This is a genomic window from Gordonia aurantiaca, from assembly GCF_039939235.1.
Taxonomy (GTDB): Bacteria; Actinomycetota; Actinomycetes; order Mycobacteriales; family Mycobacteriaceae; genus Gordonia.
Window position 1 is genome coordinate 113104 of the sequence record NZ_JBDUUF010000003.1, and the last position, 21212, is coordinate 134315.

General features: G+C 69.2%; 21 protein-coding genes. 3 read left to right on the forward strand and 18 right to left on the reverse strand.

Annotated elements, in window-relative coordinates:
• Positions 1 to 62 precede the first annotated feature (62 nt).
• Positions 63 to 1712 (reverse strand): AMP-binding protein, encoded by a 1650-nt coding sequence (locus tag ABFT43_RS07970; RefSeq protein WP_347959839.1) that lies wholly within the window; start codon positions 1710 to 1712, stop codon positions 63 to 65.
• Positions 1713 to 1728: 16 nt separating this feature from the next.
• Positions 1729 to 2526: a 1-acyl-sn-glycerol-3-phosphate acyltransferase gene (locus ABFT43_RS07975; RefSeq protein ID WP_347959840.1), complete on the reverse strand. Its 798-nt coding sequence runs from the start codon at positions 2524 to 2526 to the stop codon at positions 1729 to 1731.
• Between the two features lie 127 nt (positions 2527 to 2653).
• Between ABFT43_RS07975 and ABFT43_RS07980 the strand changes: the two genes are divergently transcribed.
• The 3 genes from ABFT43_RS07980 (at position 2654) to ABFT43_RS07990 (ending at position 5331) form a co-directional block, all read left to right on the forward strand.
• Positions 2654 to 3295 carry a PaaI family thioesterase gene (locus ABFT43_RS07980; RefSeq protein ID WP_347959841.1) on the forward strand — a complete coding sequence of 214 codons (642 nt, stop codon included), beginning with the start codon at positions 2654 to 2656 and terminating at the stop codon, positions 3293 to 3295.
• A 2-nt stretch (positions 3296 to 3297) separates the two neighbouring features.
• Positions 3298 to 4320: an alcohol dehydrogenase catalytic domain-containing protein gene (locus ABFT43_RS07985; protein WP_347959842.1), complete on the forward strand. Its 1023-nt coding sequence runs from the start codon at positions 3298 to 3300 to the stop codon at positions 4318 to 4320.
• Positions 4321 to 4467: 147 nt separating this feature from the next.
• Positions 4468 to 5331 (forward strand): amidohydrolase family protein, encoded by an 864-nt coding sequence (locus ABFT43_RS07990; protein WP_347960090.1) that lies wholly within the window; start codon positions 4468 to 4470, stop codon positions 5329 to 5331.
• Positions 5332 to 5460: 129 nt separating this feature from the next.
• On the opposite strand, the gene ABFT43_RS07995 is transcribed toward ABFT43_RS07990, so the two are convergent.
• The 16 genes from ABFT43_RS07995 to ABFT43_RS08070 all read right to left on the reverse strand — a co-directional run bounded on the left by ABFT43_RS07995 (position 5461) and on the right by ABFT43_RS08070 (position 21212).
• Entirely contained in the window at positions 5461 to 6297 is an 837-nt protein-coding gene (locus ABFT43_RS07995; protein WP_347959843.1) for a mycofactocin-coupled SDR family oxidoreductase, read from the reverse strand.
• 71 nt (positions 6298 to 6368) lie between these two features.
• Complete coding sequence (locus ABFT43_RS08000; protein WP_347959844.1) at positions 6369 to 7127, reverse strand: SDR family NAD(P)-dependent oxidoreductase; 759 nt, start codon at positions 7125 to 7127, stop codon at positions 6369 to 6371.
• Positions 7128 to 7182: 55 nt separating this feature from the next.
• On the reverse strand, positions 7183 to 8451 hold the full coding sequence (locus ABFT43_RS08005) for an acyl-CoA dehydrogenase family protein (protein WP_347959845.1): 1269 nt from the start codon (positions 8449 to 8451) through the stop codon (positions 7183 to 7185).
• Complete coding sequence (locus tag ABFT43_RS08010; RefSeq protein ID WP_347959846.1) at positions 8448 to 8993, reverse strand: nuclear transport factor 2 family protein; 546 nt, start codon at positions 8991 to 8993, stop codon at positions 8448 to 8450. Before ABFT43_RS08010 ends, ABFT43_RS08005 begins: the two co-directional genes overlap by 4 nt.
• A 233-nt stretch (positions 8994 to 9226) precedes the next feature.
• On the reverse strand, positions 9227 to 10738 hold the full coding sequence (locus tag ABFT43_RS08015) for an aldehyde dehydrogenase family protein (protein ID WP_347959847.1): 1512 nt from the start codon (positions 10736 to 10738) through the stop codon (positions 9227 to 9229).
• A 56-nt stretch (positions 10739 to 10794) separates the two neighbouring features.
• Positions 10795 to 11901 carry an acyl-CoA dehydrogenase family protein gene (locus ABFT43_RS08020; RefSeq protein WP_347959848.1) on the reverse strand — a complete coding sequence of 369 codons (1107 nt, stop codon included), beginning with the start codon at positions 11899 to 11901 and terminating at the stop codon, positions 10795 to 10797.
• Positions 11898 to 13418, reverse strand: a complete 1521-nt coding sequence (locus ABFT43_RS08025) for a class I adenylate-forming enzyme family protein (protein ID WP_347959849.1) — start codon at positions 13416 to 13418, stop codon at positions 11898 to 11900. Before ABFT43_RS08025 ends, ABFT43_RS08020 begins: the two co-directional genes overlap by 4 nt.
• Positions 13419 to 13421: 3 nt before the next feature.
• Complete coding sequence (locus ABFT43_RS08030) at positions 13422 to 13721, reverse strand: hypothetical protein (protein ID WP_347959850.1); 300 nt, start codon at positions 13719 to 13721, stop codon at positions 13422 to 13424.
• 51 nt (positions 13722 to 13772) lie between these two features.
• A complete protein-coding gene (locus tag ABFT43_RS08035; protein ID WP_347959851.1) occupies positions 13773 to 14861 on the reverse strand; it encodes a phosphotransferase family protein in 1089 nt (362 codons plus the stop codon).
• Positions 14862 to 14864: 3 nt separating this feature from the next.
• On the reverse strand, positions 14865 to 16151 hold the full coding sequence (locus tag ABFT43_RS08040) for an acyl-CoA dehydrogenase family protein (RefSeq protein ID WP_347959852.1): 1287 nt from the start codon (positions 16149 to 16151) through the stop codon (positions 14865 to 14867).
• Positions 16152 to 16213: 62 nt separating this feature from the next.
• Complete coding sequence (locus ABFT43_RS08045) at positions 16214 to 17407, reverse strand: thiolase family protein (protein WP_347959853.1); 1194 nt, start codon at positions 17405 to 17407, stop codon at positions 16214 to 16216.
• Complete coding sequence (locus ABFT43_RS08050) at positions 17404 to 17850, reverse strand: Zn-ribbon domain-containing OB-fold protein (protein WP_347959854.1); 447 nt, start codon at positions 17848 to 17850, stop codon at positions 17404 to 17406. The genes ABFT43_RS08045 and ABFT43_RS08050 overlap by 4 nt, the downstream gene beginning before the upstream one ends.
• Before the next feature lie 82 nt (positions 17851 to 17932).
• Positions 17933 to 18334 (reverse strand): nuclear transport factor 2 family protein, encoded by a 402-nt coding sequence (locus tag ABFT43_RS08055; RefSeq protein WP_347959855.1) that lies wholly within the window; start codon positions 18332 to 18334, stop codon positions 17933 to 17935.
• Between the two features lie 33 nt (positions 18335 to 18367).
• A complete protein-coding gene (locus ABFT43_RS08060; RefSeq protein WP_347959856.1) occupies positions 18368 to 18790 on the reverse strand; it encodes a Zn-ribbon domain-containing OB-fold protein in 423 nt (140 codons plus the stop codon).
• Positions 18787 to 19977 (reverse strand): thiolase C-terminal domain-containing protein, encoded by a 1191-nt coding sequence (locus ABFT43_RS08065; RefSeq protein WP_347959857.1) that lies wholly within the window; start codon positions 19975 to 19977, stop codon positions 18787 to 18789. Before ABFT43_RS08065 ends, ABFT43_RS08060 begins: the two co-directional genes overlap by 4 nt.
• Positions 19977 to 21212 (reverse strand): CaiB/BaiF CoA transferase family protein, encoded by a 1236-nt coding sequence (locus ABFT43_RS08070; protein ID WP_347959858.1) that lies wholly within the window; start codon positions 21210 to 21212, stop codon positions 19977 to 19979. The genes ABFT43_RS08065 and ABFT43_RS08070 overlap by 1 nt, the downstream gene beginning before the upstream one ends.

Consider the following 21212-nt stretch of genomic DNA (forward strand, 5'->3'; position numbering starts at 1 on the left):
AGCGCTTCCCAGGACACCGCCCGGAGCCGGGCGTCGCGGGTCATGTTCTGCGAGTTCATCGTTCAGCTGACCTTCCGCTCGGGAACCGCGGCCTGCAGCTCGCGCTTGAGGATCTTGCCGGTCGCGTTGCGCGGCAGCTCGTCGAGGAAGTGGACGTCGCGGGGCACCTTGAAGCCGGCCAGCTGCTCGCGGACGTGCTGCTGGATCTGTTCGGCGCCGATCAGGGTCTGCGGCGCCCGCACGATGTAGGCCGCGAGGCGCTGGCCGAACTTCTCGTCGTCGACCCCGATGACGGCCACCTCGTGGACCTCGTCGAGCGCCGCGATGACCTGCTCGACCTCGAGCGGGTAGACGTTCTCGCCGCCCGAGACGATCATCTCGTCGTCCCGGCCGACCACGAACAGGCGACCGTTCTCGTCGATCCGCCCGACGTCGCCGGAGACCATGTGCCCGTCGGCGAATGCCTTGCTGGCCGAACTGGTGTAACCGTCGAATCCGGAGTTGTTGGCGACGACGATGCGGCCGATCTCCCCGACCGGCAGGACCCGGTCCTCGTCGTCGAGGATGCGGACACTGGTGCCGACCAGCGGCCGGCCGGCGGTCTCGGGGGCCGCACGCAGGTCCTCGGGCGTCGCGGTGCTGATCAGCCCGGCCTCCGTCGCGTTGTAGCTGTTGTAGACGATGTCGCCGAAACGGTCCATGAACGCGATGAGGGCGTCGGTGCGCATCCGCGAGCCACTGGCGGTGACGAAGCGCAGGCTCGGCATCGGGCGCGCGTCGAGCACGTCGTCGGGCAGGTCGATGATGCGTTCGAGCATCACCGGCACGACGGCCAGGCCGGTGGCCTCGTGCTCGCGGACGAGATCGAGCGTGGCCACCGGGTCGAACCGGCGCCGCATGATCATCGTGCAGGTCATGGTCGCGGAGATGGCGACCTGGCCGAAGCCCCAGGCGTGGAAGATCGGTGCGGCGATGACCGTCGATTCCCCTGCCCGCCAGGGAATCCGGTCGAGCATCGCGGCCAGCGAGGCGACGTCGGTGCTGCCGCCGCGCCGGGCGCCCTTGGGAGTGCCGGTGGTGCCCGACGTCAGCAGCACGATGCGCCCCGCTCGCGCCGGCCGCTCGGGACGGCGGCCGAGGTTCGCGGCGATGAGCGCGTCGACGGTGTGCCCGCCGACCGGTCCGGAATCGGTCCAGGCGTGGACCCGACGCAGGCGCGGAAGGCGTTCGCCGGCAGGGGCGATGACGGCATCGAACTCATCGTCGGCGATGAGGATGTCGGCGCCCTCGCGCTCGAGGACGTCGGCGAGCTGCGGCCCGGCGAAGCCCGTGTTGAGGAGCACCGCGTCGGCGCCGAGGCGCGATGTTGCGGCCAGTGCCTCGATGAGCCCGCGGTGATTGCGGCACAGGATGGCGACGGTGGCGGGACGGCCGCCGGGCAGGTCTCGAAGTCCCACGGCGAGGGCGTCGCACCGGGCGTCGAGTTCGCCCCAGGTGAGTTGTCCGGCCTCGTCGATGAGGGCCAGTCCCTTCGGGGACCTCGCCGCGGCCAGGCCGATGCCGCTGACCGGGGATGCCCCGCCGTGACGTCGCAGGTTGAGTCCCATCCGGATGTAGCGGTCGAGGCGCAGCGAGCCGAGGAATCCGCTGCGGACGAGGGTCCGCACGAGCCAGGTGTAGGTGGCGAGTCGTTCTCGAAGTGTGCTGAGCATGGGGTTCTCCTTCCGGTCAGCCGAGAACCGGGAACCGGCGTTCGCGGGCGAGACCGTCGAGGGCGTGCTGCATCCGCTTGCGGATCGTCTGGTCCACCTCGTCGTGGTCCGGGTCGGTGCCGAACTCGGCGGTGATGTCGATCGGGTCGAGCACCTCCGTGACGAGCTTCGACGGCAGCGGGATGTTGGGCGGGAAGTGTGCGGTGAGACCGAACGGGAACCCGAGGGCGAACGGCGCGCTGTCGACGCGCAGCAGCCTGTCCAGCCGCAGCAGCTTGGCGAGGGTGTCTCCGCGGTTGAGGAAAAGCTGTGTCTCCTGGCCGCCGATGGACACGATCGGGACGATCGGCACCCCGGCCTCGAGGGCGGTGCGGATGTAGCCGGTCCGGCCGTGGAAGTCGATGACGGCCGACTGGCTGGTGGGCCGCAGCACCTCCCACTCGCCGCCGGGGAACACGATGGTGGCCGCACCGGCCTTCAGCGCCGCGACGGCGTTCTTGGGATGCGCGGGCAGGAATCCGAACTTGCCGAAGACGTCCTTGCCCGCGCCGGTGAAGATGAGGTCGTGGGCCAGGGTGTAGAGCGGCCGGTCGGCGCCGAACTCGTCGGCGAAGGCCACCGCGATCACCGGGACGTCGAACGCCATGAGCCCGCCCGAGTGGTTCGACACGAGCAGGACGCCTCCGTCTGGCACCTTGTCCATGCCGCGCACCTCGGAACGGAAGTAGGTCTTCACCACGAGTTTCAGCACGGGCAGGACACGCTTGACCCAGGTCTCGTCGCGCGCGGTGAGGTCGAAGGTCGGGGCGGTCATCGTCCACCTCTCGCTGATCGGGAAAACGTCCGAAACTAGAACACGTTCTAGTGTTGAATTAGAACACGTTCTAGTGAGGGTCGCCACCTGGCGTTACCTATCCCACAGTTCAAGTGATCGGAGCCATATGGAGTTCATCCTCGAGGACATCTCCGAAGCCGAGGTCGAGCGCCGACGCGGGGTGTACACGCCGCTCACCGACACCGTCCGCGATCTCGTCGACGCCGTCATCCGCACCGAGGTCTCCGAGGACGTCCTCGACGACGCCCGCCGCCGGATCGCCGAGGTCGTGAAGGACCTGCGCAGCGAACAGATGGACGGCCCCTACGGGGTCCGGCACACCCGTGAGAACACCGGCATGGCCTGGGGCAACGCGGTCATCGGCGTCCGGAACGCGCTCGCACCCCCGCTGCGCGTCGAGCATGTCGAGGGCGGGGTGCGCTGCGACTTCACCCTGGGCGCCGCCTACGAGGGCCCGCCCGGGTGTGTGCACGGCGGGGTCTGCGCGATGCTGCTCGACCATCTGCTCGGCAATGCGGCCAGCGTCGAGGGGCCGTGCTACACCGGCACCATCACCATTCGTTATCTCCGCCCCACCCGCCTCGGTGCACTCAGCGCGCACGCCTGGGTGACCGAGGAGACCGGACGCAAGCGCTTCGCGAAGGGCGCCATCTCCGACGCCGAGGGTGTCACCTGCGAGGCCGAGGGCGTCTTCATCGTGCCGAGGTCGGCCGCCGAGGCACCGGCGGTCCGCTGGTCGCAGGGCTGACCGTGCGCGCCGCCGTCACCACCGGCCGGCCCGGCCACGAGGCCTTCGACGTCACCGAGCTGCCCGATCCCACGCCCGGCCCCGGCGAACTCGTGCTGCGCGTCGCCGCCAACGGGATCTGCGGTTCGGACCTGTCGACGGCACCGTTCCTCCCGCCCGGCGTCGTCATGGGCCACGAGTTCGCCGGCGAGGTGGCCGCCGTCGGCGCGCCCGCCGATCATCTCGACGCCGATACCGCGCGGTTCCGGGTCGGCGATCGGGTCGCGTCGATGCCCGTGCGCGGCTGTCATCGCTGTCGCGCCTGCCTGGCCGGGGACATCGCCCGCTGCCCGTCGGCGCGGACGCTGGGCCTCGGCGTGCTGCCGGGAGCGCTGGCGGAATTCGTCGTGGTCGGGGCGGCCGAGACCGTCCGGGTCGACGGCATCGACCCGGTCGACGGCGCGCTCGTCGAACCCCTTGCGGTGGGGTTGCACACCGTCACCCGCGCCGCGATCGCACCGGGCGAGCGCGTCCTGGTGCTGGGCGCCGGACCGGTCGGGACCGCGGTCCTGCACTGGCTGTCCCGCGGGGTCGCGGGCGAGGTCGTCTGCTCCGACCCGTCACCCGGCAGGCGGGCGGCCGCCCTCGACGCCGGGGCGTCGGCGGTCTGCACCCCCGACGAGGTGCCCGGCCTCGTCGGGGACGGTTTCGACGTGGTGGTCGAGTGCGTGGGCAAGCCCGGCATGATCGCGGCCGCCCTCGACGCGGTGCGGACGCAGGGCCGCATCGTCGTCGCCGGCGTGTGCCTGTCCGACGACCGGTTCATGCCGGTCGCGGGCGTCGTGAAGGAGGCGTCGATCCACTTCGTCTCGTACTACACGTTCGCCGAGTTCGCGACCGCCGCAGCCGAGTTGAGCAGCGGCGTCGTCGGGTCGTCGACGCTGGTCAGCGCGATAGTCGGACTCGAATCGACGGGGCGGGTGTTCGCCGAGTTGTCGCAGCCGAACGACCACCGCAAGATGCTCGTCTCGCCCGCCGTCGGGTGAGGCGGGCCTTCACCGTGGCGCCGCCCCGGGCGTAACGTCGGACGAGTGACCAACGCCGTTCCCGACACCCCTGCCACCGAGGCCGCTTCCGCCGAGACCCCCGGCGCCGGGGCCCCGGCGCCGTTCAGCCCCGACGAGGCCGCGCGGGTGCGCGCGATCTGGACCGGGCTCCGGTTGCCCGGCCTCATCGACGTCCACACGCATTTCATGCCGCGGTCGGTGATGGACAAGGTATGGGCCTACTTCGATTCCGCGGGCCCGCTGGTGGGTCGCGAGTGGCCGATCACCTACCGCGCCGACGAGGACGTCCGGGTGGAGACGCTGCGCGCATTCGGGATCCGCGCCTATTCGTCGCTGATCTACCCGCACAAGCCCGACATGGCGGAGTGGTTGAACGGGTGGGCGCAGGAATTCGCCACGAATCACCCCGACTGCCTGCACACGGCGACCTTCTACCCGGAGGAATCGGCCACCGCGTACGTCTCCCGCGCCATCCAGGCCGGCACCCGGGTCTTCAAGGCACACATCCAGGTCGGCGACTACTCGCCCACCGATTCGCTGCTCGACGGAGTGTGGTCGCAGATCGCCGACGCCCGGATTCCGGTCATCATCCACTGCGGCTCCGGCCCCGCGCCGGGTACCCACACCGGGCCGGAGCCGATCCGCGCGCTCCTGCACCGATTCCCGTCGCTGCCGCTGATCATCGCGCATATGGGAATGCCGGAGTACGAGGCCTTCCTCGACCTCGCCCACGAGTTCCCGAACGTCCATCTCGACACCACGATGGCGTTCACCGACTTCGCCGAACGCGACGCCCCGTTCCCCGACGGCTTGCGGTCGCGGCTCGCCGACGCCGGCGACCGGATCCTGTGGGGTAGCGACTTCCCCAACATCCCGTACGGGTACACGCACGCGCTCGAGGCCGTCACCCGCCAGGACATGGGCGCTGACTGGTTGCGAAATGTCTTCTACCACAACGCGGCCCGTCTGTTCGAGGTCGCCGGGGACTGAGCTTGGCCGATGCCGGTGTCCGCTCCACGGAAAACGCGGACACCGGCATCGTGGGTTCCCGCCGCGGGGGCCGACGGGATCCCGCCCCGGGTCAGTCGGGAATGACGCGTCCCGGGGAGTTCGTGGACGTCAGCCGCGGCCGATCTGACCGCCGTCGACGGTCAGCGCGACACCGGTGATGACGCGGGCGTGATCGGATGCCAGCCACACGACGGCCTCGCTGACGTCCTCGGGTTCGAGGTAGTCGATCGGGAGGACCTGGAACGTCTTGAACAGCTCCATCACGTCGTCCTTGCTCGGCTTCTCCAGATCCGGACGCCATACGTCGTAGGTCGGCTGGTTCATCATCATGTCGGTGTTGACCAGGCCCGGGCAGATCGAGTTGACGCGGATGTTGTAGGGGCCCAGCTCGTTTGCGAGCACCTTCATCAGCCCGTTCACGCCGTGCTTCGACGACACGTAGTGGGCGAGATGCTGGTACCCCTTGAGACCCGCCAGCGACGAGGTGAGGACGTAGGCGCCGCCCCGACCCGCCTCGATCATCTGCGGCGCGGTCGCCTTCACGGTGCGCCACACACCGGTGAGGTTCACGTCGAGGGCGTTGAACCAGTCGTCGTCGGTCAGCTCCCAGGTCTTGGCGAGGGTGGTGCCGATGCCGGCGTTCGCGACGACGATGTCGATGCCGCCGAACTCGCCGACCGCCTCCGCGACGACCTCGTCGAGCTGCTCCTGCGATCGGACGTCGGCCTTGCGCGTCATCACGGTGCCGCCGATCGCCTCGATCTCCTTGCCGGTGCGTTCGAGATCGGCGGGGGTCGCCAGGTCGTAGTAGACGCGGTCGATGTTCTCCACGAAGTCGATCGCGACGATCTTGGCACCGGCCTTGGCCAGCGCGATCGAGTGCGCACGTCCCTGGCCTCGTGCCGCACCGGTGACCAGTGCGACCTTGCCGTCCAGCTCTGCCATGTCAAACCCTTTCTCACAGTGGCCCCACCGAGGGGCCGGAGTCTGTCGGTGAAGTCCGGTGCCCTCGCCCGTCACCCGACCGCCATGCGTCCGCCGTCGACCGCGAGCAGCGCGCCGGTGGTGTAGGACGACGTCGCACCCGCGAAATACAGCACGGCGCCGACGATTTCGGACGGGTCACCACCGCGCGGGATCGGCCAGGCCGAGGCGAGTTCGTCGAACGCCTCTCGGTCCCAGCCCTTGGCGATGTCGGTGAAGAACGCGCCGCACATGATCGTGTTGACCCGCACCGTCGGACCATAGGTGGCGGCGAGGCCCTTGGTCAGGGAGTTGAGCGCGGCCTTCGCGGCGCCGTAGGGCACGTACTCGGACGCGGGGCGCTCGGCGGCGTTGCTGGAGATGTTGATGATCGAACCGCCGCCGGCGGCGACCATCTTCGGGGCGAGCAGCGCCGAGAGCCGGAACGGCCCCTTGACGTTGACGTCGAAGACCTTGTCGAAGAGTGCCTCGCTCACCTCGTCGAGGCTCGGGTAGAGCGGCGCGATCCCGGCGTTGTTGACGCAGACGTCCACCCGACCGAAGGCGTCCCAGGCGTCGGCGGCCAGTCTGGTCACCGAATCCCATTCGCCGACATGGACTCCCAGGCCGATGGCGCGGACTCCGGTCTCGGCGGTGATCTCCTCGGCGAGTTCGCAGCAGGACTCCTGTTTCCGGCTGGCGATGATCACGTGTGCGCCCTCCCGGGCGAGCGCCCACGACATCTGCCTGCCCAGACCGCGGCTGCCGCCGGTGACCAGGGCGACTCTGCCGGCCAGGTCGTGTTCGACCATTTCGTCGTGCCTCTTCTCGTTCTTCGGGTTCTCGTCGGTGAGTCACATTCCGCGTTCAGCGCGGGATCGCCGACCAGGGTGCGTCCTTGTCCACGCGGGGTTCCGGGGGCAGGCCGAGGATGCGTTCGGCGATGATGTTGCGCTGGATCTCGTCGGTGCCGCCCGCGATGCGGTAGCCGGGCGCGCCGAGGACATGCTGGTGCCAGCTGAAGGTCCCCCACTCGCCGGAGTCGAGGACGAGACGCCGGCCGAGTGCAGCCCGGGCGAACTCGGCCGTCGCGGTCAGGCGCCCGACCCACTGCATCTTCCGGATGGACCCGAGCGCGCCCGGGGTCGGGTTGCCCGAGGTCGCATCGGCCCGGTCGCGGTGGACGGCGATGTCCGCGAGACGATCTCCGATCAACACCTCGGCAAGCCGTTGCCGGGCGATCGGGTCGCGGTGTGCCCCGGTGTGGAACGCCAGTTCACGACACTGGCGGGCGCTGCCGCCGACGCCCGTGGTGTCCGAACTCGCTCCGCGTTCGAAGCCGAGGGTCGTCAGGCCGACCTTCCAGCCCTCCCCGACCTCGCCGATCCGCAGGTCGTCGGTCAACCGGACGCCGTCGAGGAACACCTCGTTGAAGCTCGATCCGCCGGTCATCTGCCGGAGCGGACGGACGTCGACGCCGGGTGCGTCCATCGGGACCATGAACGCCGTGATCCCCTTGTGCTTGGGCGCATTCGGGTCGGTCCGGACGAGGATCTCGCCCCAGTCGGCGAACTGGGCACCGGAGGTCCAGACCTTCTGGCCGTCGAGGACCCACTCGTCGCCGTCACGCACGGCCCGGGTGCCCAACGCGGCGAGGTCGCTGCCCGCACCGGGCTCGCTGAACAGCTGGCAGGCGAGGAGCTCCGCACGCATCATCGGCGTGATCAGTGCCCGCAGCCGTTCGGTGGTGGCCATCAGTCGCAGAGTCGGGGCGATCAGGTTGATGGTGACGCCGACCAGCTCGTGCGGCGCCGGGACGTCGTACTCGGCCTCGAGGTCGGCGAAGGCCGCGACGAACTCCTCGGGCAGAGCCCGGCCGCCATCCTGTACGGGCCAGGTGATCGCCCCGTAGCCGGCATCGTATTTGGCGCGCTCCCAGGCACATCGTTCGGCGATGAGCCGGCGCTCGTCGGCGTCGGACAGTGCGTGGAACACCGAGACGTCGTCGCTGCCGGTGCCCCAGGTCCGGGCATCGTCACCTTCGAGGCGCCGACGACCCTGGCCCTCGATCCACTCGCGCGCGGTGGCCACGAACTCGTCCACGCCGGGTCGGACCGCTGTGTTCGCTTCCGTCATGCCGTCTCCCTGCCTCTGTGTGCTGTGCCCCTGTGTGCTGTGCCCCTGTATGCCGTACCCCTGCGTGCCGTGCCCATGTCTCCCGTGGCCGCGGATGCCGAGATCGTCTGCCCGGCGCGGACACCGAGCTGCGCCGGACGCTGCTCGGTGATGCCCACGACGAGATCCAGTTCGGCTATCCGCCAGCGGGTTTCACGCCTGGTCAGGACGAGGTCGTAGCGGCTGACCATCGACGTGACATGCGCGGTGTCGTCGGCGGCAACCTGATGGGAGTGCAGGTAGGCCACGACGTCCGCCCGGTTCGCGGCGACGTGGACGTCCATGACCTGCGCAGAGTGCTGTTGCCATGCCAGGTGAGCGGTCGCCGCGCAGATCCAGTCCGCGATCGCCTCCGCGCCGCGGAACTCGTCCGCGGTGTCGTAGGTGGCGCGGGCGTCGGCGGCGAACAACTCGGCCAGGCGCCGTCGGTCCCGGGTGTCGCACGCGACACAGTAGGCCGTGACGAGTGCGGAGATGTCGTCGCGGTGCGCTACCGCACTCATCCGGCCTCCTCACATCGATGGTGATCCCACCCGCACGACTCGGGCGGGTGTGTTATGCGCCACTTCTTGGATTACAGTCGACGACCCCCGCCGTGTCAATCCTCAGTAGGAATATTCCTCATAAATAATTGTGCCGGTTTCGTCACCGGGGCGTACGGCACGCCGGATCAGGGGTCCCCGATCACGCTGCGGCGCAGTGCAACCAGGGACCACCTCGAGTCGTGCCGGATCGATCAGTCGGGCGACTGCGTCGGGTATGCGGTCCAGACGCTCTTGATCGACGTCAGTTCGTGGACCATCTCCTCGCCGAGGGTGCGACCGAAGCCCGAGTTCTTGACGCCGCCGTACGACACTGTCGGATAGCCCATCTGATAGGTGTTGATCCACACGGTGCCCGCCCGCAGGGCCTGCGCCATGCGCTGCGAACGGCCCACGTCGCCGGTGAACACGCCTGCGGCCAGCCCGTATTCGACGTCGTTGGCGATGCGGATCGCCTCGGTCTCGCCATCGAACGGGATGATCGACATGACCGGCCCGAAGATCTCCTCCTGCGCGATCCGCATGTCGTTGCGGACGCCGGTGAAGATGACCGGGGCATGGAAGAAGCCCTTCTCGCCGACCCGGCCGCCGTCGAGCGCCACCGAGGCCCCCTCCGATCGCCCGAGCTCGACGTAGCCGCTCACCCGTTCCAGCTGGACCGCCGACACCAGCGGGCCGAGATCGGTGGCCGGGTCGAAGGGCGAACCGACGGAGAGGTTCTCGCTCGCCGCGACCACCTTCGCGACGAACTCGTCGTGGATGGAGCGGTCGACGAGCACCCGCGAACCCGCGGTGCAGATCTGTCCCTGGCCACTCCACACACCCGCCGCGGCAGCCGCCGCAGCGGCGTCGAGATCGGCGTCGGCGAAGACGATGAACGGGCTCTTGCCACCCAGTTCCAGCGACACCGGCTTGGGGCCCTTCGCCGCGGCCGCCGCGATCGCGCGGCCGGTCTCCACCGATCCGGTGAACGAGACCAGTGCGACGTCACGATGTTCGACGAGCGGTGCACCCACGTCGCGGCCTTCGCCGTGGACGACGTTGAACACGCCCTCCGGGATACCCGCCTCCACGGCCAGTTCGGCCATCAGCACGGCCGACATCGGGGTGTCCTCCGCCGGCTTGAGGACGACGCTGTTCCCCGCGGCCAGCGCGGCGGCGACGAATCCCATGACGGCCGTCGGGCCGTTCCACGGCACGATGATGCCGACCACGCCGACCGGCTCGCGCCAATGCTGTGCCGAGAAGCCCGGCGGAACCGGGGGCACGGTGCCCTGGAGCTTGCTCGGCCATCCCGCGAAGTAGTTCGTCGCGTTGATCGCGAAGTCCTCGAGGAACACCGTGTAGGAGCGCAGGAGGCCGGAGTCGAAGACGTCGAGGTCACCGAAGATCGTGCGATCGCGTTCCACGAGCTGGGCGAGCCGGCGCAGTCGCGCTTCCTTCTCCAGCGGCGGAAGGAGCCGCCAGCGTCCGTCGTCGAACGCCGCCCGCGCCGAGGTCACGGCACGCTCGACGTCGGCGGCGGAACCCTTTGCCGCGGTGGCGATCTGCTCACCGGTCGACGGGTCGATGACCGGCATCGTTGCGCCGTCCGCCGATGCCCGGACCTTGCCGTCGATGACGTGCCCGAACAGGCCCATCCGCTCGATGTGGGCCCGGCCGGCCGTGCCGACCTGTGCCGTGTCCGGGTTCTGGGTTGTGGTCATGGGGTGACTCCTTGCTGGTGGGAGGACCGTTGGGGGGACGGTCCGAGTTCGTGGGGCTACACGTTTGTGGAGGTGATGCCGGAGGCGACGAGGAACCGCTCCCGGAAGTGCGCTTCGTCGCCGTACACCGCGATGTCGGTGACCGCGCGACGGTAGTAGAGGTGGGCGGGGTGTTCCCAGGTGAACCCGATGCCACCGTGCAGGTGCACCGCGGTGTCGGCCGCCCGGTGGGCGACCGGAGCACACACCGCGCCCGCCATCGCGGCGGCGGCGGGCAGCGACTCCGGTGACTCGTCGACCGCCCAGATCGCGTGCGTCACCGCGGATTCGGCATCGTCGAGGGCAACCGCCAGGTCGGCGCACTGGTGCTTGACGGCCTGGAAAGAGCCGAGCGCGCGGCCGAACTGGATGCGCTCGCGGACGTGGCCGGTGGTCATTTCCAGGCAGCGTCGGGCCGCGCCGAGCTGTTCACACGCCCGTGCGACGGTGGCCAGGTCCTCGACCCGACACAGCGCGGCCGGCAGATCATGGGTCGTGATCACCTGCGCGGCACAGCCGTCGAGTTCGACGTGCCCGTACTCGCGGGTGAGGTCGACCGATCGGGTCCGCGTGGCGGTGAAACCGGCGTCGGCGGGGTCGACGCGATACAGCGCCACACCACCGGGATCGACGGGATCGGCAGCGGTGGCCGTGACCAGGACCAGATCCGCGGTGACCGCGTCGAGCACGGCGTCCACCCGACCGGTCAGTCGCGGACCGAGGGGGCCGTCCTCCACCCGGACGGCACCGTCGCGGTGACCGGCGACGAGGGTGCCGATCGAGGTGCCGGACATGAGTTCGGCGAGCAGGTCGGCGCGCTCGGGGCCGGTGACCGCCAGCGCCAGGAGCTGTTGCACCGTGACGACCGAGCCGACCAGCGGCAGCGGGCTCAGCGCGGCGCCGGCGGCGCCGAGGACCTCACCGAGCGCGGCGAACCCCTCGATCCCGTCGAGTTCGGCCGGCATGGCCAGCGCGGCCAGCCCGACCTCGGCGGCCTGTCGCCAGGTCGCGGCGTCGTAGCGGGCGACGGGCTCGTCGTTCTCGGGGATCACGGGGTGGCCGTCGAAGAGCTCGTTGGCCACCCGCGCGATCATCCGGTCCTCGTCGGTCAGGGTCCGGATCATCGGGCGCCTCCTGCGGTCACGGTGGTCGACAACCTTTCCCGGACTACCCGACGCAGCAGCTTGCCGGTCTCGTTGAACGGCAATTCGTCCCAGAAATGCACCGTCGACGGCACACGTGTGGAGCGAAGGGTGGAGCGCACCAGATCCCGTATCTGCGAAGCGATCTCGTCGGTGTCTCCGGTGCCGGGCCGGGTGACGACGACGGCCTCGACGCGCTCTCCCCACTCCTGGTCGGGCACCCCGACCACGGCCACCGAGTCGACCGCGTCGTGCGTGGCGATGACGTCCTCGATCTCGGTCGGGGCGATGTTCTCGCCACCGCGCACGATGACGTCGTCGGCACGGCCCTGCAGGAACAGGAAACCGTCGGCGTCGAGATAGCCGTGGTCGCGGGTCGGGTACCAGCCGTCGTCGGCGACCGCCCGGTGGGACACATACTCGCCGGCGACCTGCTCGCCGCGCACGTACACCTCGCCGATCTGCCCGGGCGACACCGTGTTGCCGTCGTCGTCGCGGATCTCGATCTCCACGCCGGGCAGGGCGCGGCCGACCGATCCGAGCCTGGCCCGCACCCGCGGGTCCGACGACGCGGCCGCGACCCGGTGGTCTTCCGGTCCGAGCACCGCGATCGTGGAACTGGTCTCGGTGAGGCCGTAGGCGTTGACCATGCCCACCTGCGGCAGCAGGCGCATCGCGCGTTCCACGACGTCCACCGGCATGCGTCCACCGCCGTAGGACAGGTGTCGCAGCGCGGGCAGAGTCCGCCCGCGCGCCTCGAGCACGTCGAGGATGCGGCCGAGCATCGTCGGCACCACCATCGCGTGGGTGATGCCCTCGACATCCGCGGTCTCGACCCACTGCTCGGGGTCGAAGGCGCTCAGATAGACCATCCGGCGACCGGCATACACCGAACTCAGTACCGAAGCGATGCCGGCGATGTGGTAGTTCGGCACCGACACCAGGATCGCCTCGTCCTCACCGGCACTGCCGAACTCCACCGAGGACACGATGTAGGACCACAGGTGCCGTTGACGCAGCACCGCGATCTTCGGCGTGCCGGTGGTGCCACTCGTGAACAGGTACACCGCAGGCCGTTCCCCGTCCGGGATGTGGACGAAGTCGTCCGGTGCGGCACCGTCGCCGCTCAGGACGGATTCGGAGCGGCGGACGGTGACCCCGGGACGGGCGGGCACCCGGGCCGCCATCGGGCCACCGGCGAACAGCACCACCGGCGAGAGTCGGTCCACCGCCTGGTTCACCGCATCATCGGCGAGACGGTAGTTCAACGGACACAATGGTTTACCTGAGTATGCGGCACCGAAGAGCAGGGTCGGGAAAACCGGAGAGTTGAGGTCGAGCAGTCCTAGTGCCCGTGCGTCCAGCCCGGCGGCTTCGCTGCCGACCCGGCGGGCCATGTCGGCGAACCGTCGGTAGGTGATGCCGTCCGACCGCCCGCCGAGGGCGATCCGGTCGGGATGCGCGTCGGCGGCCATCTCCAGAAGCAGTGTGATGTCCATGGGTCAGTCCGAAGCGGGAAGGGCCTTGGCCTCGACGAGCGTCAGTGCGCGGCCGTCGATTCCGAGAGCGCCGTCGCCGCCCTTGACGACGAGGACCTGCAGTCCGGTGTCGACGTCCTCGTAGCGCTTGCCCAGCACCGAGCCGGTGTCCCAGCCATCGGCGATCGGGACGGAGTCGACGGTGGCGGTTGCCTCGGCCATCACCGCCCCGCCGCAGGTGATCTCACCGCTGCGCGGCGGCTTGACGACGACGATCTCGGTGCTGCATGCGGCACTCTTGAGCCTGCTTCCTGGTTTGTACACGTTCGAACCTCCAAGTCCGTGGTGATGAGATGAGATGGCGTCCCGAAATGATCAGCCGCCGAGCAGATCCCGGGCGCGGTGCCCGAGCGGGACGACGTCGCGTCCGCGTTCGCCCATCCGGGGATCGGTGGACTCGCCGCGCAGGTGGCGGGCGTAGAGCTGCTGCAGGATTATCGACGTCTTCCAGCACCCGAATGCCTCGTACCAGCGGAGATCGTCGAGGGTGAGTTCGATCCCGCGGGCCTGCGAGTAGCGATCGACGACCTCGCCTTTCGACGGCAGGCCGAGCCGGTCTAGGCCGGGAACCGCCATCGCGGTGTCGTTGTCCGGATCCGGCCAGTAGTTGAGCAGGGTGCCCAGGTCGGTCAGCGGATCGCCGAGAGTGGCCATGTCCCAGTCGAAGACGGAGATTACCCGGTCGGGATCGGAGCGCGCGAACTGGCAGTTGTCCACCTTGAAGTCGTTGTGGACGATGGTGCCCACACCCTCCTCCGGGAGGGTCTCGGCCAGGATCTCGCCCACCTGGCCGATGATCGACACGTCGGCGTCGGGGTCGGCGTCGGCGACCGCGTCCCACCGCTTCGTCCAACCACGGATCTGCCGGGCGAGATAGCCCTCGGGCCTGCCGAGACCGGCGAGACCGGCGGCCACGTAGTCCACCGCATGCAGGTCGGCGAGGGCGTCGACCACGGCGAAGCCGACCCGGCGGCCGGCGTCCGGCACGGTCATGGTGTCGGGCAGGCTGTTCCATACGACGACTCCCGGCCGGTATTCGCTCACCAGGAATGGCGCGCCGATGACGTCGACGTCGTCGGCGAACAGCAGCGCCCGCGGGGCGCGCGGGTAGTGCGGGTACAGATGCGACAGCACGGTGTACTCGCGCTTCATGTCGTGCGCGCCGGGGGCAACCGTACCGAACGGCGGACGACGCACGACCACAGTGATGTCCGGGTAGGTCAACCGGTAGGTGAGGTTGGCCGAGCCGTTGGGGAACTGTTCGACGACCGGCTCGCCGTGGACCTCCGGGATGCGTTCGGCCAGGTAGGCGTTCAGCCTCGGCCAGTCGAGGTTCTCACCGGGGCGGACCTCGGCGACCTCTACGTCGGTGCTGGGCATGGTGATGCCGGACGGGTCGGCCATCGCTCAGACCTCCGCGAGCAGGTCGGCGAACCTGGCCTCGGCCTCCGCCTCGAGCGCGGGCAGGTGGCGGGTCGGGAAGAGACCGGGGGCCGGCGTCGCGTTCTTGAGGAGTTGCTTGGCGAGCTGGACCTTGTGGATCTCGGTGGCGCCGTCCGCGAGTCCCATGTGGAAGGACTCCATGACCCACGAGCCGAAGGGCATCTCGGTGGAGATGCCGAGCGATCCGTGCAGCTGCACCGCGCGACCGGCCACGTCGAGCAGGACCTTGGGCATCGCCGCCTTGACGGCCGAGATGTCGGCGATCACCTTGCGATAGTCCTTGAACCTGTCGATCTTCCACGCGGTCTGCAGCACGAGCAGACGGAACTGTTCGAGCTGGATCCACGAGTCGGCGAGCATCTCCTGGACGAGCTGGCGGTCGGCGAGGGTGCCCCCGCCGCTCTTCCGGCTCACCGCGCGTTCGATCATCATGTCCAGCGATTCCCGAACGAGACCGACGGTGCGCATCGCGTGGTGGATGCGTCCCCCGCCGAGGCGGGTCTGGGCGACCGCAAAGCCCTGGCCGCGTTCGCCGAGGATGTGGTCGGCAGGGATTCGGACATCGGTGTAACGGACGTAGGCGTGGGTGTCGCCGATGGCCTCGTGACCGGAGACGCCGACGTTGCGGACGATCTCGACGCCCGGGGTGTCGGCGGGCACCACGAACATCGACGAGCGATGGTGCCGGTCGGCATCGGGATCGGTGACCGCCATGACGATCAGGAACGACGCGAAGTTCGCATGGGAGGAGAACCACTTCTCGCCGTTGATGACCCAGTGGTCGCCGTCGAGCTCGGCCCGGGTCACGAACGCGGTCGGATCGGAACCTCCCTGCGGTTCGGTCATCGAATAGGCCGAGACGATCTCGTTCTCGATCAACGGTTCGAGATAGCGCTTCTTCAGTTCGGGTGTGCCGTAATGAGCGAGGATCTCGGCATTGCCGGAGTCCGGCGCCTGGCACCCGAATACGACAGGCCCCGAGTGGGTTCGACCCAGGATCTCGTTCAGCAGGGCGAGTTTCAGCTGGCCGTAACCGGGGCCGCCGAGCTCCGGACCGAGGTGGCAGGCCCACAGCTTGCGCTCACGAACCTGCGCCTGTAGGGGCTTGATGAGCGCGTTGCGCTTCGGATCCCGGACGTCCCAGGCGTGGTCGATCACCCGGTCGACCGGTTCGACCTCAGTGCGGACGAACTCCTCGACCCAGTCCAGTTCCTTCTGATAATCCGGATCGGTCTCGAATCCCCAGCTCATGGTGTTTCCTCACTCTGAAACGTCCGGATGCCGCATCCGGCCGGTGAAAGTTCGCGAAGTCCTCAGCGGGTCAGCACCGCACAGGCGCTGATGCCGGGGGCGCCGTAGACGTGGGTGAACCCGACTTTCGGACTGCCCGGCACCTGGCGCGCGCCGGCCTGCCCGCGCAACTGCAGGACGGTCTCGTGGATCTGGCGCAGCCCGGTGGCGCCGATCGGTTCCCCGTTGGCGAGCACTCCGCCGTCGGTGTTGATGGGCAGGCGTCCGTCGGGCCGGGTCTCCCCCTCGGCGAGCAACTTCTCCTGTTCCCCGTGCGCACACAGGCCGGTCTCGGCCATGTGCATGATCTCGGCGCCGGACTCGGTGTCCTGGATCTGCGCGACATCGACGTCGGACGGTTCGATCCCGGCGGACTCGAACGCAGCGCGCGACGCATACACGGTGGGGCCGTCCGCCGTGTCCGGGCAGGCCCAGGGACTGTAGACCTCGAAGGAACCGAACCTCCGCGACCGGAACTCGACCGAGCGCAGGTATATCGGGGTCGACGTGTACCGGTGCGCCTGGTCGGCTCGGGCCAGTACGAGCGCGACCCCGCCCTCGCCCGGCGAGCAGAACATGTACTGCGTCAACGGGTAGTTGATCATCGTCGACGAGGCGATCTCCTCGGCCGTCAACGGCTTCCTACGCCAGGCGTTCTCGTTGAGCGCACCGAGCGAGAACGCCTTCTCCGCGACCAGCGCCAGCGACCGGGTGTCGATCCCGTGGTCGTGCATGTACCGCTGGATCTTCATCGCGAAGAACTGCGTGGTCACCATCATCCCGGTGGACCCGTACCACTCGGGCAGGCCCAGGGTGCGCGGGTCCTCGTTGAACGCGCCCCGCGGGTGCTTGTCGAAGCCGATGACGATACCCAGGTCGTACGCTCCGGACGCGATCGCGCCACGCGCGGTGATGAGTGCGGAGCCGCCGGTGGCGCAACCGTTGTAGACGTTGATGAACGGGAGACCGGTCAGGCCCAGATCGGCGACGAGGGTGTCGGCGTCGCCGGCGGAGTGGCTTCCCCCGAAGGCGAACTGCATGTCCGACCACTCGAGCCCGGCGTCGGCGAGGGCGTTGCGAGCGGCGATCGCACCCTGTTCCCTGCCACTGCGGCCCGGGGTTCGACCGAAGGGGTGGATGCCGATGCCGACGATGGCGACACCGTTGCCCGCGGTGGCCGCCCGGTGTTCGGCGGATCGCTGTGCGCCGGCGCTCATTCCCGTGCCTCCTCGAGTTCGGGCCCGAAGGCGAAGGTGTGGACGACGCGGCCCTCGTCGTCGCGGTATGCGGGGATCAGCCGCAGGGTCATCACGTCCCCGTTGTGCAGTGCGGCCGGGTCGTTGACGGTCAGGCGGGTTTCGACCCGTACCGGACCGAGATCGACGTACCCGACGCCGTACGGCTCGAACTCGCCGAGACCCCGGTACGGCGGCTTCGGTTCGAAGCCCTGAACGGTGAAGGCCCACAGCGTCCCGGTCCGGGGAAGCGGCTCGGGTTCCATGTCGGCGGCGCCGCAGCGCGGACACCCTTCCTGTGCCGGGAAGGTCACCGTCGCACAGTGGTCGCACCGAGCGCCCACCAGGCGCACATGGCCCTCGTCGTCGACGGCGAACAGCGATTCGTCGACCACCTCGATGCCGGCGAGTTCCCGGACGGTCATCGCTTTCCTCCACCACCGTGGGCGGCTCGACGCCGACCCGCTCGATATGACACACATCACCCTATTCCTCATGAGGAGTTTGTCAAGGGCCGGAGGCGATATTCCTCATCATCAAATGTGTCGGAACGGGTGACCTGTCGATGTACTCCCGCATCTGTGTGACCAGGCCGTCGGCATCCACGTCGCAGACGACACAGGCGTGGCGGATGAGCACGTCCCCCGAGGCGGTCACCGATCGGACGGTGTGTTCCTCGACGAATCCCCCGTCGAAGAGATGGCGGCGGATGTCGGAGTAGGTGTGTCGGGCGGCATCCGGCGCGGCGTTGCCGACGTGTTCGGCGGCAGCCGACACCGCGCGGGGCCGCCCACCGTTCTGGACGATCACCGCGTCGGGTGCGAAGCAGGCCAGAAAGGCGTCACCGTCGGAGCGTTCGACGGCTGCGAACAGTTTCTCCGCGAGGGCCTGAAGTGTGCGAGCATCCATCGGGGGCAACTCCTGCCTGGTTTCCGGGATGGATCACCCCTGCGCGGGAACCCAATCCGGGATGGTGACGCCGTCGACCTCGACGAACTCGGCGACCATCGGCATGCCGATGCGCAACTTCGGCCGGCCGCCGAGATGTCCGAGGAGGCGTACGCCGGCCGGTTCGTCGAGTTCGACGAGCACGCACGTGTACGGGACCGGGAAGGCCGGATGGACCTGGTGTTCGACCACGGTCCAGGAATGCAGCGTGCCGCGGGGCTCCACGTCTCGCCAGGACACCGAATGCTTTCCGCAGTCCGCGCAGAAGGACGACGGCAGGTGGATGACGGTGCGGCAGTGCGCACATTCCGCTACGACGAGTCGCCCCTGCGCCGCAGCCTCGAAGAAGCCGCGGGTGTCGGGGTCCTCGGTCACCGGCGCAAGGCCGTCACGTGTACGGATCGTCGTATCGCTCATGAAGCCACCAACATCAGTGCACTGGCGCCCGGCGGGGGCGCCGACGTGACCAGCGACGCCCTTGCCCCCGCACGCTGCGAGGTCGAGGTCCCGCGGATCTGGCGCACCCCTTCGAGCACATGGTTGAGTCCGTGGATGTACCCTTCGGACAGATTGCCACCCGCGGTGTTGACCGGGACGCGGCCCCCGGGCCCGAATTCCCCTGCCGCACAGCGATCCACCGCCTCGCCCCGCTCGGCGAGACCGTAATCCTCGAGCTGCAGCAGCGCAGTGATCGTGAAGCAGTCGTAGATCTGCGCGACGTCGACGTCGCCGGGACCGATCCCGCTGCGCGCGTATAGTTTGTCCGCACACTCCCGCGAGGGCCAGGCCGTGATGTCGGGCCTCATCAGCACCGGATACATCATGCCGGGCTGGACGTGACCGCCGGTCGCCTGGGCCACGCCGGCGATCAGCGCGGGGGTGGCGCGCAGGTCGCGGGCACGTTCGGCGGTGGTCACCACCACCGCGCATCCGCCGTCGGTCTCCAGACAGAAGTCGAAGAGCCGCAACGGATCGGCGAGCATCCGCGAGCCGAGGTAGGACTCCATGGTCATCGGTCGCTCGGCGAACACCGCGGCCGGATTGGCGTTGGCGTGCGCCCGGCATCCCACCGCGAATCCCCCCAGACCGCGCGCGAGTCGGTCGTCGTCGATGCCGTGGTCGTGCGCGTACCTCCGGGCGACCATCGCGAAGAACTGTCCGGGGGTCTGCATCCCGTACGGGGCGAAGAACTCCTCGAACGTGCTGTTGCCCCCGGCCGCCACGGTCTCACCCGCGCCGAGTCCGAACCGCTTGCCGGAACGGCCGTTCAGCGACCGGTAGACCAAGACGGTTGTCGCGAGGCCGGCGGTGATCGCCGCGACGGCCTGGCCGATCATCGCCGCGGGGCCGGAACCGCCGGGACCGTTCTCACCCCAGTAGTCGATGTCGCCGACCCCGAGGACGTGCGCGAGTGCCGGCGCCGACACGTCGTCCATGTCGCAGCGCACGATCCCGTCGACGTCGGCGGGCGTGAGACCCGCGTCCTCGAGCGCTGCCCGGGAGGCCTCGGCCGCGAGCGTCAGCACCCCGCGGCCGGAGTTCGAGCTGAACTCGGTCGCGCCTATGCCGACGATCGCACAGGTGCCGGGTGTCCACGCCGCCATCAGGCGCTCGCCGCCCGCGGTCCGGCCTCGGCGGCGACCTCGGTCCGCACCTCGTCGGTGTGCTCACCCAGTCTCGGAGCACGTCCCGGCCTCGCTTCGAACGACGAGAATTGCCAGGGCGCACCGGGATACGTGATCGTCCCGCCCTCACCGTCGGGGACCTCGGTGAAGAAGCCGCGGGCCGCGAGCTGCGGGTCGGAGGGCAGGTCCTCGAAGGCCTTCAGCGGGCCGATCGGCAGGCCGCGCCGCTGGCCCTCGTCATAGGCGGTCGATGAATCCTGGATCATGAAGAAGACCTCGATCATCTGCTGGATGTGACCGAACTGCTGTTGCCGGTACTCGAGCGCGTCATAGGCCGGATCGGTGAGATCCGCGGCGACGCCGAGCTCTTCCATCCAGGACACCAGGGCCTTCCACATGTGCTGGTCGGCCAGGATCAGGGCGAGATAGACGTACACCCCGTCGGCGCACTCGAACAGTGCCGGCTGGGTCGGCACCGGCTGCGCATGGCGGCAGGTCTGACGCTGCACGATCGCCTTCGGATAGAACCAGTACGGATTGGCCAGCTCACCGCTGACCGCATTGGCACCGTGAATCGACACGTCGACGACCTGCCCCTGCCCGTCGGCCTGCCGCTCGATGAGTGCGAGCATCGCGCCCAGGTAGGCGAAGATCGCGCCGAGCTGATAGCCCTGGTTGCCGCCGGGACGGATCGGCGGGATCGAGTGATCGTCGTAGCCGCAGCTGTTGAGCAGGCCACCGGCCGCGAGCGCGACGAGGTCGCTGGTCCGGTATCCGGACCAGGGACCGCGGAGACCGAACGGCGTGACGGCCACGAGGATCAGTCGCGGATTGCGTTCGCGCAGTTCGGCGAAGGACGTTCCGAAGCGCTCGACGCTCTCCTCTCGCCCCACGACGAGCAGGTCCGCGCGAGCGCACAGTGCGTGCACCATCGCGACGTCATCGGCGTTCTGCGGATCGGCGACGACGCTGCGCTTGCTGGTGTCGTACGCCCAGAACTCCAGGCTCCGGTTCGGATCCTCCTGCCCACCGATGAACGGGCCCTGACGCCGGCCGGGCGCGCCCTGCGGGGGCTCGACCTTGACGACGTCCGCTCCGAGGTCGGCGAACAGTTTGCCGGTGTACTCGCCCGCCGGGTCGTCGATGAGTTCGACGACGGCCAGCCCGTCGAAGGGCCGGTTGCCGGTGTCGGGCCTGGCTTCGTGTGCATTCAT